Consider the following 16,540-nt stretch of genomic DNA (forward strand, 5'->3'; position numbering starts at 1 on the left):
GCCATGGACCTCGAGACCTTCCGCAAGCTGGCCACCGACCGCCGGGTCATTCCCGTGACCCGCAAGCTCCTGGCCGACGGCGACACCCCGGTCGCGCTCTACCGCAAGCTCGCCGCCGAGCGCACCGGCACGTTCCTGCTGGAGTCCGCGGAGAACGGCCGCTCGTGGTCCCGCTACTCCTTCGTCGGCGTGCGCAGCGCCGCCACCCTCACCGAGCGGGACGGCCGGACCCACTGGCTCGGCGCCCCGCCGGTCGGCGTGCCCGTCGAGGGCGACCCGCTGGCCGCCCTGCGCGCCACCGTCGAGACCCTGCACACGCCCCGCGACCTCGCGCACGACCTGGGCCTGCCGCCCTTCACCGGCGGCATGGTCGGCTACCTGGGGTACGACATCGTGCGCCGCCTGGAGAAGATCGGCCCCGGTGAGCGGGACGACCTCGGGCTGCCCGAGCTGACCATGCTGCTCACCTCCGACCTCGCCGTCCTCGACCACTGGGACGGCACGGTGCTGCTGATCGCCAACGCGATCAACCACAACGACCTCGACACCGGCGTCGACGAGGCCTACGCCGACGCGGTGGCCCGCCTGGACGCGATGGAGGCGGACCTGGCCCGCCCGGTCGCCCAGCCCCCGGCCGTGCTGCCGCCCTCGGAGCTGCCCGAGTACACCGCCCGCTGGGGCGGCCCGGACTTCCAGGTGGCCGTCGAGGACATCAAGGAGCGCATTCGCGCGGGCGAGGCCTTCCAGGTCGTCCCCTCGCAGCGCTTCGAGACCCCGTGCACCGCGAGCGCGCTGGACGTCTACCGGGTGCTGAGGGCCACCAACCCCTCGCCGTACATGTACCTCTTCCGGTTCGACGGCTTCGACGTGGTCGGCTCGTCCCCCGAGGCGCTGGTGAAGGTCGAGGACGGGCGGGCGATGGTGCACCCCATCGCCGGCACCCGCCCGCGGGGCGCCACCCCGCAGGAGGACCAGGCCCTCGCCGACGAGCTGATGGCCGACCCCAAGGAGCGGGCCGAGCACCTGATGCTCGTCGACCTCGGACGCAACGACCTGGGGCGGGTCTGCGAGCCCGGCTCGGTCGAGGTCGTCGACTTCATGTCCGTCGAGCGGTACTCGCACGTCATGCACATCGTCTCGACCGTGACCGGCCGGGTCGCGGCGGGCCGCACCGCCTTCGACGTGCTGACGGCCTGCTTCCCGGCCGGCACCCTGTCCGGCGCGCCGAAGCCGCGCGCCATGCAGATCATCGACGAACTGGAGCCGTCCCGGCGGGGGTTGTACGGCGGCTGCGTCGGCTACCTCGACTTCGCCGGCGACTCCGACACCGCCATCGCCATCCGCACCGCCCTGCTGCGCGACGGCACGGCGTACGTGCAGGCCGGAGCCGGCATCGTCGCCGACTCCGACCCGCTCGCCGAGGACACCGAGTGCCGCAACAAGGCGGCGGCCGTCCTCCGTGCGGTGCACACGGCCGACCGGCTCGGCTCACAGGGCCGTTGAGCTACGGTCCGGCGGCCGTGCAACGGTGGTTCAGCCGGTGAAGGCCGCCGTTCCGTTCGGGACGCCGAGCCCGGTCGGCCCGTCGTACCCGGTGGTGCCGGTGCACAGGTACGAGCCGCCGCAGCTTCCGTTGGAGCCGCTGGTCACGTCGAACAGGGACGACGTGTGGGCGTACGGGAAGGACGCCGGGTAGGAGCCGGAGGACGGGGCGCCCGCCAGCGCGTAGGTGGCCGCGATCAGCGGCGCCGAGGCGCTGGTGCCGCCGAAGACCATCCAGCCGGTGGCCGAGCGGTAGCTGTCGTAGACCGCGACGCCGGTGTTCGGATCGGCGACCGCGGAGACGTCGGCGACGGTCCGCTTGGCGCAGCCGCCGTCGGTCTGCCAGGTCGGCTTGGCGTCGTAGGCCGAACAGCCGGAGCCGGCCCCGCTCCACACGGTGTCCGTCCAGCCGCGGGAGTTGGAGGCGGTGTTCAGGGACGTGCCGCCGACGGCCGTCACGTACCGCGAGGCGGACGGGTACTCCACGCCGTAGCCGTTGTCACCGGAGGAGACGGTGATGGCGACGCCCGGGTGGTTGAAGTACGAGGAGTCGTAGGTGGCGTCGTTGGAGGACTCGGAGCCGCCGTAGCTGTTGGAGACGAACTTGGCGCCCAGGTTCACCGCCGTGTTCACGGCCGTGCCGAGGTTGGTCATGGTCGCCGAACTGGCCTCCACCAGCAGGATCTTGCAGTTGGGGCAGGCCGCGCTGACCATGTCGAGGTCGAGGGAGATCTCCTCCGCCCAGCCCGAGTCGCCGCGTGGGTAGCTGGTGCCGCCGTTCTGGTCGACCTTCTTGAAGCAGCCGTTGGCCGTGGTGCAGGCGGGCAGCCCGTACTGCGAGCGGTAGACCCCGAGGTCGGCCTCGGCGTTCGGGTCGTCGTAGGCGTCGACGATCGCCACCGTCTGGCCCGAACCCCCGGTGGACGAGGGCAGCTTGTAGGCCGCCTGGAGCGAGGCGGGGCCGTAGCCGGCGGGTGCGGCGGCGGCCGTGAGGGCGCTCTCCGCGTGCGCGGACCTGGGGGTGCCCGCGGTCACCTTGAGCGCGTTGCAGGCCATGACGTCCTTCTGCGTCGGCGCCGCACAGGAGTGCGCGACGGAGACGCCGTGCGTCGTGGACGTCGAGGACGCCGCCTGGCCGAGCGGTGCGGCCAGGGCGAGGGCGGCCGTGGCGAGGGTGGCCACGGAGAATGCGGATACGGTTCTGCGCAACGTACGTTCCTCCACGAAGGGGTGAACCGGGAAGATGTGGGGGGTGCGCGGTGCAGCCGGTGCGCGGGGTGCGCGCTTCGGCCGGGCAGAACGTATGCGTGTCCCGGACACGTCAACAAGATGGACGTTGAACCGAGAACGATCCTTTGCCGTTTCCGGGGCAACCATGTCCTGACCCTGACAAGATCATGGGGAAAGGGTTGCGCGGCCCGGCGTTTACCAACCCCGGATGACGGTTCGCCCGGGGTTCGGGTGATAGTGGAGGGCGTGACTGCCGTACCTCACCCCCGTACCGAAGCCGCCGCCCCCGCCCGGCCCGGCCGCCGCAGCCTCGCCGTCGCCCTGCTGTGCGGAGCGCTCGGCGCGGCCGTGGTGCTGCTGGCCTCCCGGCAGCAGTGGGCGGAGGGCACCGCGACGGTGGCCGGCGGCGCCTTCCCCCTGACCGCCAAGGGCAGCGAGGTCACGGGCGTGCCCGCGGCCCTCGCCGTGGTGGGCCTCGCCGCGCTCGTCGCCGTCTTCGCCGTCCGCCGGGCCGGCCGCTTCCTGGTCGCCGGCCTGCTCGCGCTCTCCGGCGCGGGCGTCGTCGCCGCGGCCGTGCTCGGCGCCACCGACAGCTCCACCCTCGACGACAAGGCCGCACAGGCCTCCGGCAACACCGCCGCCACCGCCACCGCGCTCAGCCACACCGGCTGGCCCTACGTCGCGGCCGCCGGCGGCGCCCTGCTCCTGCTCGCCGGACTGCTCGCCCTGCGCCACGGCCACCGTTGGCCGGCCATGTCCGGTCGCTACGAGCGCTCCGGGGCACCCCGCGCCCGGGCGGCCCGCCCGGTCGACCCGGACCGTCCGGAGGACCTCTGGAAGGCCCTCGACCGAGGCGAGGACCCCACCGGCACGGAACCGGCCTGACCGTTCCCCGCGATCCCCCTCCCGGGACGGTGGTCAGGGCCTTTCGCCCGGACGGCCCGGCTCCGCGGGACGGTGTCCTGCGGGGCGCCGAACACGCGGCCCCGGCAGGATCCCGAAGGGGGCCCTACGGCGCGTGCCGAGGGACCACCCCCGGTCACGTGCCTTCGGCGGGTACGGGACAATGGACCTCGAGCGTCCGGCTCAGACACGTACACAGCAACGAGGAGCAAGTCATGGCGGGCAGCAGCCACGGTCACACCCCGGCCGCCTGGACCGGTGTCATCATCGCCTTCATCGGTTTCTGCGTCGCGGGCGCCTTCATGGTGATGGCCCAGCCCGTCGGCTTCTGGATCGGCGTCGTCATCACGCTGCTGGGCGGTGTGGTCGGCGGCATCATGCGCATGATGGGTCTCGGCCAGCCGAAGGACGTGCACCCGGTCCACCAGGTCGCGGGCGAGCGTGAGCCGGCCGGCGTCGAGGGCTGACACCGCCGCGGCGGACGGGAGCCGGCGTCCGCGCGGCGGAGCCCGGTGACGTGGCGGGGGGCGGCCCGGGGCCCGACGAGGTCCGGCCGCCTCTCGCGCGCGTTCGTCCCGCGCGGGGCAGAATGCGAAGCGTGAACGCCGACAGCCAGCGGGTGACCCACGGCCGTACACCCGTCCCCCGCCCGAGGGGCACGGACCGCGGCCGCGCCCTGCCGTTGCGGGTCCCGGACGCGCTGCGGCGGGTGGCGGCTCCCGCCGGGCTCATGGCCGCCGTCGCCGGGGCCTTCGCCTACGTCGGGGCCGTGGACCCCAACGAGCCCGGCCACTACCCGGTCTGCCCCCTGCTGCGCCTGACCGGCCTCTACTGCCCCGCCTGCGGCGGCCTGCGCAGCGCCCACGCCTTCGTCCACGGAGACCTCCTCGCCGCCCTGCGGGACAACGCCCCGGCCGTCGTGGGCTACGTGGCCTTCGCCGTGCTGTGGACGGTCTGGACCGTCGGCGCGGCCCGCGGCCGGCCGCCGCGGAGCGCGCCCGGGCCGGTGGTGCTGTGGAGCCTCGGCGCCCTGCTGCTGCTCTTCACCGTGGTCCGCAACCTGCCCTTCGGCTCCTGGCTCCATCCCTGATCAGCGGAGGGATGTCCAGTGGGTGGGACCGCTGTCAACCGGATGTGAGGGCTTCGCCGTCCTCCGGATACCATCGCAGTGACCACCGGTTTCGTCCGCGTGAGGCGGCCGCCGGGGGTAGCCAGACCCGCTTGAACAGTCAACCGTCTGAAAGGGGGCCGCTCGCGTGAGTGTGCTCGACGAGATCATCGACGGAGTCCGTGCCGACCTCGCGGAGCGGCAGGCGCGCGTCAGCCTCGACGAGCTCAAGGAGCGCGCGGCGAAGGCCCCCGCGGCCAAGGACGGGGTCGCGGCCCTGCGCGGCGACGGCGTCAAGGTCATCTGCGAGGTCAAGCGCTCCAGCCCGTCCAAGGGCGCGCTGGCCGCGATCGCCGACCCGGCCGGACTCGCCGCGGACTACGAGGCGGGCGGCGCGGCCGTCATCTCCGTGCTCACCGAGCAGCGCCGCTTCGGCGGCTCGCTGGCCGACCTGGAGGCCGTGCGCGCCCGGGTCGACATCCCGGTGCTGCGCAAGGACTTCATCGTCACGTCGTACCAGCTCTGGGAGGCCCGTGCGTACGGCGCCGACCTCGCCCTGCTGATCGTCGCAGCCCTCGACCAGCCGGCCCTGGAGTCGCTGATCGAGCGCGCGGAGTCCATCGGCCTCACCCCGCTCGTCGAGGTGCACGACGAGGACGAGGTGGCGCGCGCCGCGGACGCGGGCGCCAAGATCATCGGCGTCAACGCGCGCAACCTGAAGACCCTGAAGGTCGACCGCGACACCTTCGAGCAGGTGGCCCCGGAGATCCCCGACCACATCGTCAAGGTCGCCGAGTCCGGTGTCCGCGGCCCGCACGACCTCATCGCCTACGCCAACGCGGGCGCCGACGCGGTCCTGGTCGGCGAGTCCCTCGTCACCGGCCGCGACCCCAAGGCGGCGGTGGCCGACCTGGTGGCGGCCGGGGCGCACCCGGCGCTGCGGCACGGACGGGACTGACGCGTGCCGGACCAGCCGAGAACCGTACGCCGGTAAAATGACCGCGATGACCCTCCCGCCCTCCGTGTCCGCCCGGGACCCGTACGCCCGCCTCGCGCGCGGCTGCCGGCCCCGGGGCTGCCGCGCGCCCGCACGGCGCGTGCACGGGCGCCGGGTGCGGTACGTCATCGGCGACGAGCCGGGCCAGGTGAACGGCATGCGATGGCGCCCCGGGAGGGGCGCGGGGCAGCGCCCGTCATGCGGCCGAGCCGCGTGAACGCGACACGCCACCGGCGGCCGGACGGCCGCTGACGCCCCCGCCCCCACGGCGACTGGTATCCAGCACACTCACCGTGAGGTTTCCGCATGCCCAGCGAGTATTTCTTTCCCGACCCCGAGGGCCGGGTCCCCGACGCCGGAGGCTACTTCGGCGCGTTCGGCGGCAAGTTCATCCCCGAGGCGCTCGTCGCCGCCGTGGACGAGGTCGCCGTCGAGTACGACAAGGCCAAGACCGACCCCGCCTTCGCCCGCGAGCTCGACGACCTGCTCGCCAACTACACCGGGCGCCCGAGCGCGCTCACCGAGGTCCCCCGCTTCGCCGAGCACGCCGGCGGCGCCCGCGTCTTCCTCAAGCGCGAGGACCTCAACCACACCGGCTCGCACAAGATCAACAACGTGCTCGGCCAGGCGCTGCTCACCAAGCGCATGGGCAAGACCCGCGTGATCGCCGAGACCGGCGCCGGACAGCACGGCGTCGCCACCGCGACCGCCTGCGCCCTGTTCGGCCTCGACTGCACCATCTACATGGGCGAGGTCGACACCAGGCGGCAGGCGCTCAACGTGGCCCGGATGCGGATGCTCGGCGCCGAGGTCGTCGCGGTGAAGTCCGGCAGCCGCACCCTGAAGGACGCCATCAACGAGGCGTTCCGCGACTGGGTCGCCAACGTCGACCACACCCACTACCTCTTCGGCACCGTCGCGGGCCCGCACCCCTTCCCGGCCATGGTCCGCGACTTCCACCGCGTCATCGGCGTGGAGGCCCGCCGTCAGCTCCTGGATCGCGCCGGCCGCCTTCCCGACGCCGCCGTGGCCTGCGTCGGCGGCGGCTCCAACGCCATCGGCCTGTTCCACGCCTTCATCCCCGACGAGGGGGTCCGGCTCATCGGCTGCGAGCCCGCCGGGCACGGCGTCGACAGCGGCGAGCACGCGGCCACCCTGACCGCGGGTGAGCCCGGCATCCTGCACGGCTCCCGCTCCTACGTCCTGCAGGACGAGGAGGGCCAGATCACCGAGCCGTACTCGATCTCGGCCGGTCTGGACTACCCGGGCATCGGACCCGAGCACTCCTACCTCAAGGACTCCGGCCGCGGCGAGTACCGCGCAGTCACGGACGACGCAGCCATGCAGGCCCTGCGACTGCTGTCGCGCACCGAGGGCATCATCCCGGCCATCGAGAGCGCCCACGCGCTGGCCGGCGCCCTGGAGGTCGGACGCGAGCTGGGCCCGGACGGGCTGATCGTGGTCAACCTCTCCGGCCGCGGCGACAAGGACATGGACACCGCCGCCCGCTACTTCGGCCTGTACGACACCGACGCCGAGGTGGCCGCCGACCAGGCCGACACCGCCGAGATCGAGGGGGACGCCAAGTGAGCGGCAACCTCCAGCTGTTGACGGACACCCTCGCCGCCGCGAAGGCGGAGGGGCGGTCCGCCCTCATCGCCTACCTCCCGGCGGGCTTCCCGACCGTGGACGGCGGCATCGAGGCGGTCAAGGCCGCCTTCGACGGCGGCGCAGACGTCGTCGAGGTCGGGCTGCCGCACAGCGACCCCGTCCTCGACGGGCCCGTCATCCAGACCGCCGACGACATCGCCCTGCGCGGCGGCGTCAAGATCGCCGACGTGATGCGCACGGTGCGCGAGGCCCACGAGGCCACCGGCAGGCCGGTGCTCGTCATGACCTACTGGAACCCGATCGACCGCTACGGCGTCGAGCGCTTCACCGCCGAGCTCGCGGAGGCGGGCGGCGCCGGGTGCATCCTGCCGGACCTCCCCGTCCAGGAGTCCGCGCTGTGGCGGGAGCACGCCGAGAAGCACGGCCTCGCGACGGTCTTCGTCGTGGCGCCCAGCAGCAAGGACGAGCGGCTCGCCGACATCACCGTGGCGGGCTCCGGGTTCGTCTACGCCGCCTCGCTGATGGGCGTCACCGGGACCCGCGAGTCGGTGGGCGCGCAGGCGCAGGACCTGGTCCGGCGCACCCGGGCCACCGGCACCGGGCTGCCCGTCTGCGTCGGCCTCGGCGTCTCCAACCCGGCCCAGGCCGCCGAGGTCGCCGGCTTCGCCGACGGCGTGATCGTCGGCTCGGCCTTCGTCAAGCGGATGCTCGACGCGCCGGACCCGGCGGCCGGTGTCGAGGCCGTCCGCACGCTGGCGGGCGAGCTGGCCCGGGGCGTGCGCGGACAGGCGTAGCCGCCGGGCCCGAGCCGGGCCCTTGGCCTGCGGGTCCCGGCCGGTCCCGGCCGGTCCCGACCGGGCCCGAACCGGCACAGCGGAAATATCGGTCACCCGAACGAGTGGACCTGGGACCGGGGAGGCGCAATGCGCCTCCCCGGTTCGTTCTGGGGGTGTGAGCGAGAAGAACCGTGACGGAAAGCGCGCCGCCCGCGAGCGGCTGGCGGTCGAGCGCGAGAAGCAGAAGTCGGCGGAGAAGCGGCGGCGCACGCTCGTCGTGGCCGCTGCCGTCGTCGGCGTCCTGGGCCTGGCGACGGTGATCGGCGTGATCGCCGCGAACTCCGGAAAGAAGAAGGGCCCGAGCGCGGGCCCGGTGGTGGCGCCCTCGGGAGCGCAGGGCAAGGACAGCCTCGCCGTCCCGGTCGGCAAGGACGGCGCCAGATCGACGCTCACCGTCTGGGAGGACTTCCGCTGCCCGGCCTGCCAGGCCTACGAGGCGGCGTACCGCCCGACGATCCACGAGCTGACCGGCTCCGGCAAGCTGAAAGTGGAGTACCACCTGGTCCGGCTGATCGACGGCAACCTCGGCGGCACCGGCTCGCTGCGCGCGGCCAACGCCGCGGCCTGCGCCCAGGACGCCGGCAAGTTCCCCGCCTTCCACGACGTGCTGTACGAGAACCAGCCCAAGGAGACCGAGGACGCCTACGCGGACAACGCCAAGCTTCTCGCCCTGGCGGGCAAGGTCGGCGGCCTGGACACCCCGGCCTTCCGCACCTGCGTCACCAAGGGCACGCACGACGCCTGGGTCGACAAGTCCCACCAGGCGTTCCAGGCCGGCGGCTTCTCGGGCACCCCGACCGTCCTGCTGAACGGCAAGAACATCAGCCAGGACCGCACGATGACCCCGGCCAAGCTGAAGCAGTTGGTCGAGGCGGCCGGTCGGGGATGAGCGCGCGCCGGCGGGCGATGCCGCCGTGCGGCACCTCCTGTTACGGAGCCGTAGCCGGGCCGCCCGGCCCCGGCCCGGGCCGGCTGCGGTAGCGTCGACCTTGCCATGGAACTTGCCTACATTCCCAGCCCGTCACGCGGTGTGCTGTACCTCGGCCCCATCCCGCTGCGCGGCTACGCGTTCTGCATCATCATCGGCGTCTTCGTCGCCGTCTGGCTCGGCAACAAGCGCTGGATCGCCCGCGGCGGGCGCGCCGGCACGGTGGCCGACATCGCGGTCTGGGCCGTGCCGTTCGGCCTCGTCGGCGGCCGGCTCTACCACGTGATCACGGACTACGAGCTGTACTTCAGCGAGGGCCGCAACTGGGTGGACGCCTTCAAGGTGTGGGAGGGCGGCCTCGGCATCTGGGGCGCGGTCGCGCTCGGCGCGCTCGGCGCCTGGATCGGATGCCGCCGCCGCGGCATCCCGCTGCCCGCGTACGCCGACGCCGTCGCCCCCGGTATCGCCTTCGCGCAGGCGTTCGGCCGCTGGGGCAACTGGTTCAACCAGGAGCTGTACGGCCGGGAGACGCACGTTCCGTGGGCGCTGCGCATCACGTCGTCGGCGGACGGCCGGGTGCCCGGGTACTACCACCCGACGTTCCTGTACGAGTCCCTGTGGTGCATCGGCGTCGGCCTGCTGGTCATCTGGGCCGACCGCCGCTTCCGGATGGGCCACGGCCGCGCCTTCGCGCTGTACGTCGCCGCGTACTGCGTCGGCCGCGGCTGGATCGAGTACATGCGCGTGGACGACGCCCACCACATCCTCGGCCTCCGGCTGAACGACTGGACCGCGCTGATCGTCTTCCTGCTCGCGGTGGTGTACATCGTGGTGTCCGCCCGGAAGCGGCCCGGCCGGGAGACCGAGGTGGAGCCCGGGGCGTCCGAGGCTGAGACGGCGCCCGAGGCGGCCGAACCCGCCGCCGGGCAGGCCGCACCGGCCGCCGGGAAGACCGGGGCCGACGACACCTCCGCCGCGGACGGCCCCGCCGACACCGCCGAGCCCGGTTCGCCCGGCGCGGAGGCGGAAGCGAAGACGGACGTGCAGGCGGAAGTGAAGGACGGGGCGGAGTCCGCGAAGAAGAGCTGACCGTACGGCTCTGTTCCCCAAGCCGACGAGGGCGCCCGGAACCTTCCGGGCGCCCTCGCCCGTACGTGGCGGCGACCGGCGAGGGGCGGACGCGGGCCACGAAGCCGGGGTGGGCGGGCGGCCGGGCCGGTCAGCGGCGGCGGGCCAGGCTCAGGGTGCGCTGGGCCGCCGCCACCACCGCCGCGTCGATGAAGCGGCCGTCCGGGAGTGCCTGGGCGCCCTGCTGGGTGGTGGCCGCCTTGACGATCGTCTCGGCCTCTTCGAGCTCGCGGTCGGTCGGCAGATAGGCGCGCTCGATGATGGGGAGCTGCCTGGGGTGGATGGCCGCCCGGCCCAGGAACCCCAGGGTGCGGCCGTGGGCGCAGGAGGCCGCCAGCCCCTCCAGGTCCCGGATGTCGGGGTGCACGGACTGCGTCGGCGGGGCGAGGCCCGCCGCCCGTGCCGCCACGACCACGCGGGCGCGGGACCAGTCCAGGCCCGCGTCGTTCCGTATGCCCAGGTCGGCCCGTAGATCCGCCTCGCCGATCGAGACGCCCCGCAGGGACGGGTGCGCGGAGGCGATGGCGTAGGCGTGCTCGACGGCCAGGGCCGTTTCGAGGAGCGCGTACAGCGGGGGCCCCGCACCGCAGCCCGGCGGCGGGTGCGCCTCTCCCTCCGGCGTTCCCCCGGACCCCGCCCGCTCCGCGACGCGCACCACCTGTGCGGCGGAGCTCACCTTCGGCAGCCGCAGCCCGGCGAGCCCCGGCAGCGGCGCGACCGCGTCGAGGTCCTGGCCCGCCAGCGGTCCGTCGACGGCGTTGACGCGGACGTGCACCGGGACCGGCGGGGGCTCGGCCAGCAGCTCGGCCGTGGCGGCACGGGCGTACTCCTTGCGCTCGGGGGCGACCGCGTCCTCCAGGTCGACGACCACCACGTCGGCGCCGGAGCCGAGCGCCTTGGCGACGACGTGCGGCCGGTCGCCGGGGGCGTACAGCCAGGTGAGCGGGAAGGGTCCGGTGGCCGTCACAGCGCGCCCTCCGCACGCAGGGCGGCCAGCTCCCGTGCGGTGAGGCCCAGTTCGGTCAGGACCGCCTCGGTGTCCGCGCCGTGCGGGCGGCCCGCCCAGCGGATGGCGCCGGGGGTCGCGGAGAGCCGGAAGAGGACGTTCTGCATCCGCAGACGGCCCAGTTCCGGGTCCTCCACCGTGGTGAGGGTGCCCAGCGCCCGGTACTGCGGATCGGCCATCACGTCCCGGACGTCCTGGACCGGCGCGATCGCCGCCTCCGCCTTCTCGAAGGCGGCCAGCACTTCGGTGCGGGTGTGCCGGGCGATCCAGCCGCCGACCGCCTCGTCGAGGACCTCGCCGTGCGCGGCCCGCCCGGCGCCCGTCGTGAACCACGGCTCCTCGATCAGCTCCGGCCGGCCCACCAGGCGCATCACCCGTTCCGCCACCGACTGGGCCGACGTCGAGACGGCGACCCAGGTGCCGTCACTGGTGCGGTAGGTGTTGCGCGGGGCGTTGTTCTCCGTGCGGTTGCCGGTCCGGGGCTGGACGTAGCCGAGCTGGTCGTACCAGGTGGGCTGGGGGCCCAGGACGGTCAGGATCGGCTCGATGATCGCCATGTCGACGACCTGGCCCGCGCCGGTCCGCTCCCGGGCCGCGAGCGCGGTCATCACCGCGTACGCCGTCGCCAGGCCCGCGATCGAGTCGGCCAGGCCGAACGGCGGGAGGGTCGGCGGCGCGTCCGGTTCGCCGGTGATGGCGGCGAAGCCGCTCATGGCCTCGGCGAGGGTGCCGAACCCGGGACGGTGCGCGTAGGGGCCGTACTGGCCGAACCCGGTGACCCGGGCGAGCACCAGGCGCGGGTTGGCCGCCGACAGCTCCGGCCAGCCGACGTCCCACTTCTCCAGGGTGCCGGGGCGGAAGTTCTCGATGACGACGTCGGCGGTGGCGGCGAGCCGCAGCAGGGTGGAGCGGCCGCCCGGCCGGGACAGGTCCAGGGTGATGGTGCGCTTGTTGCGGCCCAGCAGCTTCCACCACAGGCCGACCCCGTTCTTCGCCGGTCCGTGGCCGCGGGAGGGGTCGGGCTTGGCCGGGTGCTCGACCTTGACGACCTCGGCGCCGAAGTCGCCGAGCATGGTGGCGGCGATCGGTCCGGCGAAGAGGGTGGCGAGCTCGAGGACGCGCAGGCCGGCCAGCGGCGCGGGGGGCCCGGGCACGCCGGGTTCGGGTTGGGTGGGCCCGGGTGCGGCGGGTCGGGGGGGTGCCGCGGGTCCGGGGGCGGCGGGTTCGGGCGGCCCGGTGCGGGGCGTGCTCATGAGGCGTGCCGCGGTGCGCCGGGCACGACGAGGGCGGTCATGGGCGGGACGCCTCCAGATGGGTGAGCTGGGCCAGGTGGTCGAAGCCGGTGCCGTTGAAGTCGCCGACGGACGTGGCGAGCCGGTTCTTGAGCGGTGCCGTCCAGCGGTCGGGGAGGGCGGCCGGGGAGCCGGCGAGCAGGGCGGCGACGCTCCCCGCGGTCGCGCCGTTGGAGTCGGTGTCCCAGCCGCCGGACACGGCACGGCAGACCGAGCCCGTGAAGTCGCCGTTCGCATGCGTGAGCGCGGCAGCGGTCAGCGCGGTGTTGGGGACGGCGTGCACCCAGTGGTGGGTGGGGGAGTACAGGGCGTGCAGCTCGTCCACGACCGTGTCGAAGTCCTCGTGCCGCCCGGCCAGTTGTACGGCGTGCCGGACCGCGCGGGCGAGCCGGGAGCCGGGCGGGACGACCCGCAGACCGGTGGCCAGGCAGGCGTGCACGTCGTGGCCGCCGGTCATCGCGGTCGCGATGACGGCGGCGGTGAACATGGCCGCGTAGACGCCGTTCGCGGTGTGGGTGAGGGTGGCGTCGCGGTGGGCCTGCTCGGCGGCGGCCGCCGGGTCGCCGGGGTTGGTCCAGCCGTGCACGTCGGCGCGGATCAGCGCGCCGATCCACTCGCGGAACGGATTGCGGTGGCGGGCGGTGTGCGGGGGTTCGACGCCGCCGAGGAGGTTGCGGTAGGCGACGCGCTCGGCGGTGAAGGTGCGGCCGGCGGGGAGTTCGTCCAGCCAGAGGCGGGCCACGTCGGCGGTGGTGAAGGCACGGCCGTGCCGGGCCAGCAGCAGCAGGTTGAGGACCGGGTAGTCGAGGTCGTCGTCCTCCGGCATCCCGTCGATGTTCTCGGCCAGCGAGGTGGCGGCCGAGCGGCGGTTCCAGGGGTGCCGCGCCGTGAGGTCCTCGGGCACTCCCCGGGCGGTGAACCAGGTGTTCAGAGGCCAGTTGCCGGTGGCCCGGGCGAGAGCGCGGATGCCGTCGAGGGGGAGCTTCTCCACGGGCTTGCCGAGCAGGCAGCCGGCGGCCCGGCCGAGCCAGGCGGCCTCGAGGGCCGGGCGCCGCGCGGCCGGGGCCCGGTCCGGCCCGACCGGCCAGTCGGGGCACAGCGCCCTGATCCGGTCCAGGTCGGTCGGTTCGGCCTCCGCCAACCTGCTGGGCAGCTCGGCGAGTTCGTCCAGCAGGTCCTCCGCCAGCAGGCGCAGGTAGCGCGAGGCCCGCTGCGGGGACGCGCCCGCCCGCGCCGGGGCCTCGGGACCGCCGGCCGCCGCCCACCGGGCCGCGATCGCCTTCGGCTCGCGGCCGTCCTGCCGCGCCTGGCACAGTTCGTGGCCGAGGAGGTCCTCCGGCTGGACCCAGGTCACTCGGAGCATTCCGGGCCTCCGATCGCGGCGAAGGCCTCCTCGTGGGCGCGGCGCCGCCGCACGTCCCGCTCGAAGACCTCCCGGGTCACCGCGGCCAGCGTCCGGGCCGGCTCCCACAGGTCCAGGCGGCTCGCCTCCGCCACCGCCTTCGCCCAGTCGTCCGGGACCGGCGAGCCGAGCGCTCCGGTCAGAGCGCCCGCCATCGTGGCGATGGAGTCGCAGTCCCGGCCGTAGTTGACCGCGCCGAGCAGCGCGTGCCGGCAGTCTCCGCGCGCCACCACCACCATGCCGAGCGCGACCGGGAGTTCCTCGATCGCGTGCAGCCGCGACGGGCGGCGGGCGCCCAGCGAGGGGGTGCGGTAGTCCGGTCCGACCGTGTCGAACGGCGCGACCGCCTCCCGCAGCGGGCGCAGCGCCGACTCGAAGTCCGTGTGCCGCGAGGCCACTTCGCAGACCTGCTCGATCGCCGCCCGGGTGCCGTCCTTCGCCAGCGACAGACAGGCCGCGACCACCGACTCCCAGGTCGCACCAGGCGCGCACGCCGCCGCGACCCCGGCCGCGAGGACGGCCGCCGCCTCCCTGCCGTACGACGACTGGTGGGCGCCCGCGATCTCCAGGGCCTCGTCGTAGGCGCCCGCCGGGTTCGCCGCGTTGACCAGGCCGACCGGTGCCATGTACATCGCGGCCCCGCAGTTGACGATGTTGCCGACGCCGGCCTCGCGCGGGTCGACATGGCCGTAGTGCAGCCGGGCCACCAGCCACTTCTCCGCCAGGAACACACGGTGCAGCGGCAGCGCCTCCGCCTCCAGTTCCGGGATCCACCGCGGGTTCGTCATCAGGTCGGGGACCAGATGGTCGGCGATCGCGTAGGCGTCCAGGTGGTCGCGGACCCGCGCGTACACCCTCACCAGCGCGTGCGTCATCAACGTGTCGTCGGTGACGTGCCCGTCCCCCTTGTGGTACGGGGCGATGGGGCGGGCGGTGCGCCAGGCGTCGCCGTGCCAGGGGCCGACGATGCCGTGGACCCGGCCGCCGTGGCGTTCGAGGATACGGTCGGGGGAGTTGCCCTCGACCGGGCCGCCGAGGGCGTCGCCGACGGCGGCGCCGACCAGGGCACCGGTGATCCGCTCGTCGAGGCTCGCGCAACGACTTGTTTCTCCTTTGGGCGTCATGCCCCGAATCATCCTCCTGGCGCGGCCGGTTGTGCGGCTTCCAGGAGTCCGGCGAGTTCCACCAGGTCGGTGCCGGTGAGGCGGGGCAGCGCACAGCCGGAGAGGGTGCGGCAGGCCTCCCGCCAGACGGCCGGGATCGCGGCGCCGCCGCCCAGCGCCCCGGTCAGCGCGCCCGCCAGGGCCGGGGCCGAGTCGGCGACGCGGGACAGGCAGGCCGCGGCCGGCACCGCCTCCGCGATCCGGCCGGCGGCCGCCGTGGCGAGGGCCAGGGCGACCGGCACGGTCTCGGCGGCGGCTACGCCGTAGCTGTAGACGTGGTCGACGATCTCGTGCTCCAGCGGCGGGACCAGTGCGAACGCGCCCCCGGCGTCCCGGGCGAGGGCCAGCGCGTGCCGGGCGTTGCGGCCGATCTCGGTCGCCTCGGGCAGTTCGGCGAGCGCGGCGGTGACACAGTGCTCGACCTCGGTGCCGGTGAGGGCCAGGGCGAGCGCCGCCGCCATCGCCCGGGCGCCGTGCACACCGTCGCCGTCCTGGGTGTAACGGGCGTCGAACTCGGCCAGGTCGGCGGCGCGCCGGGGGTCGCCGGGGTGGGCCACGGCCAGGACGCAGGCCCGTACGCAGGCCGCGTCGTCGAAGTAGTGGGGGTTGTCGTGGCCGGTGGCCGGCGGGCGCAGACCGGTGGCGAGGTTGCCGAGACCGGCCCGCACCGAGATGCGGGCGCGCAGCGGCAGCACCGCCGACTCGACCTCGGGCGCGCGGTCGGCGGCCGCCGCGACCTCGCTGGCCACGGCGTTCCAGGTCAGATCGATCGCGGCCCGGGTACGGCGCTCCCGGCCGAGGTCGCCGAGGACGCCGTCGTCCCCGGCGCGCAGCAGGGCCTCCGCGGCGAACGCCGCCCACTCGGCGTCGTCGGAGGGGCCGAGGCGCAGCGGCTCCGGTGGCTGGTTGAGGGCGATCGGGACGGGCAGCGTGGTCGTCGCGTTCTGCTCGGCGAAGGTGTCCAGCTCGCGGGTGAGGCGGCGGGTCCACTCGGGCATCCGGGCGGCCCGGTGCCGGGCGGCGGGCCAGCCGGCGGCGTCCCCCGCGGCAAGGCCGAGCAGCAGCCCCTCCACCCTGCGCGTCACGACCGCGCCTCGCCCTCGTCGGCACCGAGCAGACAGACGCCGTCGGCGCGACGGCCGTCGGCCACCGCCAGGTCGCCGGACCGGACGAGATCCTGACGCAGCAGGGCCTCCTGGCGCCGCACGGGATCCTCGCAACGCAGGAGCTCCTCGCGCCGGACGCGTTCCTCGTGCCGTGCGGCGGCTTCGCGCCGGGTGGCGCTCTCGTGCCGTGCGGCGGCTTCGCGCCGGACGAGCTCCACGCACCGTCCGAGCTCCTGCAGCCGTGCGGCGTCCTCGCGCCCTACGAGCTCCTCGCGCCGTGCAGCGTCC

At 74.5% G+C, this 16,540-nt stretch carries 16 protein-coding genes; 10 read left to right on the top strand and 6 right to left on the bottom strand.

All coding sequences use genetic code 11. The features are described 5' to 3' along the window. The first annotated feature begins 3 nt into the window (after positions 1 to 3). Positions 4 to 1,503, top strand: a complete 1,500-nt coding sequence (locus ACF1A5_RS22415; protein WP_392194620.1) for an anthranilate synthase component I — start codon at positions 4 to 6, stop codon at positions 1,501 to 1,503. Between the two features lie 30 nt (positions 1,504 to 1,533). Here the strand turns inward: ACF1A5_RS22415 and ACF1A5_RS22420 are convergent, their stop codons facing one another. After that, positions 1,534 to 2,751 (bottom strand): peptidase S8, encoded by a 1,218-nt coding sequence (locus tag ACF1A5_RS22420; protein WP_392194621.1) that lies wholly within the window; start codon positions 2,749 to 2,751, stop codon positions 1,534 to 1,536. 258 nt (positions 2,752 to 3,009) lie between these two features. Between ACF1A5_RS22420 and ACF1A5_RS22425 the strand changes: the two genes are divergently transcribed. The 9 genes from ACF1A5_RS22425 to lgt all read left to right on the top strand — a co-directional run bounded on the left by ACF1A5_RS22425 (position 3,010) and on the right by lgt (position 10,244). After that, positions 3,010 to 3,657: a TIGR02234 family membrane protein gene (locus ACF1A5_RS22425; protein ID WP_392194622.1), complete on the top strand. Its 648-nt coding sequence runs from the start codon at positions 3,010 to 3,012 to the stop codon at positions 3,655 to 3,657. A gap of 233 nt (positions 3,658 to 3,890) precedes the next feature. Next, positions 3,891 to 4,142, top strand: coding sequence for an HGxxPAAW family protein (locus tag ACF1A5_RS22430; RefSeq protein WP_392194623.1), 252 nt, complete (start codon positions 3,891 to 3,893; stop codon positions 4,140 to 4,142). Positions 4,143 to 4,264: 122 nt separating this feature from the next. After that, a complete protein-coding gene (locus tag ACF1A5_RS22435; RefSeq protein WP_392194624.1) occupies positions 4,265 to 4,765 on the top strand; it encodes a DUF2752 domain-containing protein in 501 nt (166 codons plus the stop codon). Positions 4,766 to 4,931: 166 nt separating this feature from the next. Then, positions 4,932 to 5,741, top strand: a complete 810-nt coding sequence (gene trpC / locus ACF1A5_RS22440; RefSeq protein ID WP_392194625.1) for an indole-3-glycerol phosphate synthase TrpC — start codon at positions 4,932 to 4,934, stop codon at positions 5,739 to 5,741. A 46-nt stretch (positions 5,742 to 5,787) separates the two neighbouring features. Beyond that, positions 5,788 to 5,997: a tryptophan biosynthesis modulator TrpM gene (gene trpM, locus ACF1A5_RS22445; protein ID WP_392194626.1), complete on the top strand. Its 210-nt coding sequence runs from the start codon at positions 5,788 to 5,790 to the stop codon at positions 5,995 to 5,997. 89 nt (positions 5,998 to 6,086) lie between these two features. Further along, entirely contained in the window at positions 6,087 to 7,370 is a 1,284-nt protein-coding gene (gene trpB / locus ACF1A5_RS22450; RefSeq protein ID WP_392194627.1) for a tryptophan synthase subunit beta, read from the top strand. Continuing rightward, positions 7,367 to 8,185: a tryptophan synthase subunit alpha gene (gene trpA, locus ACF1A5_RS22455; protein WP_392194628.1), complete on the top strand. Its 819-nt coding sequence runs from the start codon at positions 7,367 to 7,369 to the stop codon at positions 8,183 to 8,185. The genes trpB and trpA overlap by 4 nt, the downstream gene beginning before the upstream one ends. Before the next feature lie 157 nt (positions 8,186 to 8,342). Next, entirely contained in the window at positions 8,343 to 9,116 is a 774-nt protein-coding gene (locus ACF1A5_RS22460; protein ID WP_392194629.1) for a DsbA family protein, read from the top strand. 105 nt (positions 9,117 to 9,221) lie between these two features. Then, entirely contained in the window at positions 9,222 to 10,244 is a 1,023-nt protein-coding gene (gene lgt, locus ACF1A5_RS22465) for a prolipoprotein diacylglyceryl transferase (RefSeq protein WP_392194630.1), read from the top strand. A gap of 130 nt (positions 10,245 to 10,374) precedes the next feature. Here the strand turns inward: lgt and ACF1A5_RS22470 are convergent, their stop codons facing one another. The 5 genes from ACF1A5_RS22470 to ACF1A5_RS22490 are packed head-to-tail and all read right to left on the bottom strand — an operon-like array spanning position 10,375 to position 16,366. Continuing rightward, positions 10,375 to 11,250 carry an HpcH/HpaI aldolase/citrate lyase family protein gene (locus ACF1A5_RS22470; protein WP_392194631.1) on the bottom strand — a complete coding sequence of 292 codons (876 nt, stop codon included), beginning with the start codon at positions 11,248 to 11,250 and terminating at the stop codon, positions 10,375 to 10,377. After that, positions 11,247 to 12,542, bottom strand: a complete 1,296-nt coding sequence (locus tag ACF1A5_RS22475) for a CaiB/BaiF CoA transferase family protein (RefSeq protein ID WP_392194632.1) — start codon at positions 12,540 to 12,542, stop codon at positions 11,247 to 11,249. Before ACF1A5_RS22475 ends, ACF1A5_RS22470 begins: the two co-directional genes overlap by 4 nt. 37 nt (positions 12,543 to 12,579) lie before the next feature. Beyond that, positions 12,580 to 13,944 (bottom strand): ADP-ribosylglycohydrolase family protein, encoded by a 1,365-nt coding sequence (locus ACF1A5_RS22480; RefSeq protein WP_392194633.1) that lies wholly within the window; start codon positions 13,942 to 13,944, stop codon positions 12,580 to 12,582. After that, positions 13,932 to 15,107: an ADP-ribosylglycohydrolase family protein gene (locus tag ACF1A5_RS22485; RefSeq protein ID WP_392194634.1), complete on the bottom strand. Its 1,176-nt coding sequence runs from the start codon at positions 15,105 to 15,107 to the stop codon at positions 13,932 to 13,934. The genes ACF1A5_RS22480 and ACF1A5_RS22485 overlap by 13 nt, the downstream gene beginning before the upstream one ends. An 8-nt stretch (positions 15,108 to 15,115) precedes the next feature. After that, entirely contained in the window at positions 15,116 to 16,366 is a 1,251-nt protein-coding gene (locus ACF1A5_RS22490; protein ID WP_392194635.1) for an ADP-ribosylglycohydrolase family protein, read from the bottom strand. Positions 16,367 to 16,540: the final 174 nt, after the last annotated feature.

It is taken from the genome of Streptomyces sp. NPDC014864, assembly GCF_043081525.1.
Classification (GTDB): domain Bacteria; phylum Actinomycetota; class Actinomycetes; order Streptomycetales; family Streptomycetaceae; genus Streptomyces.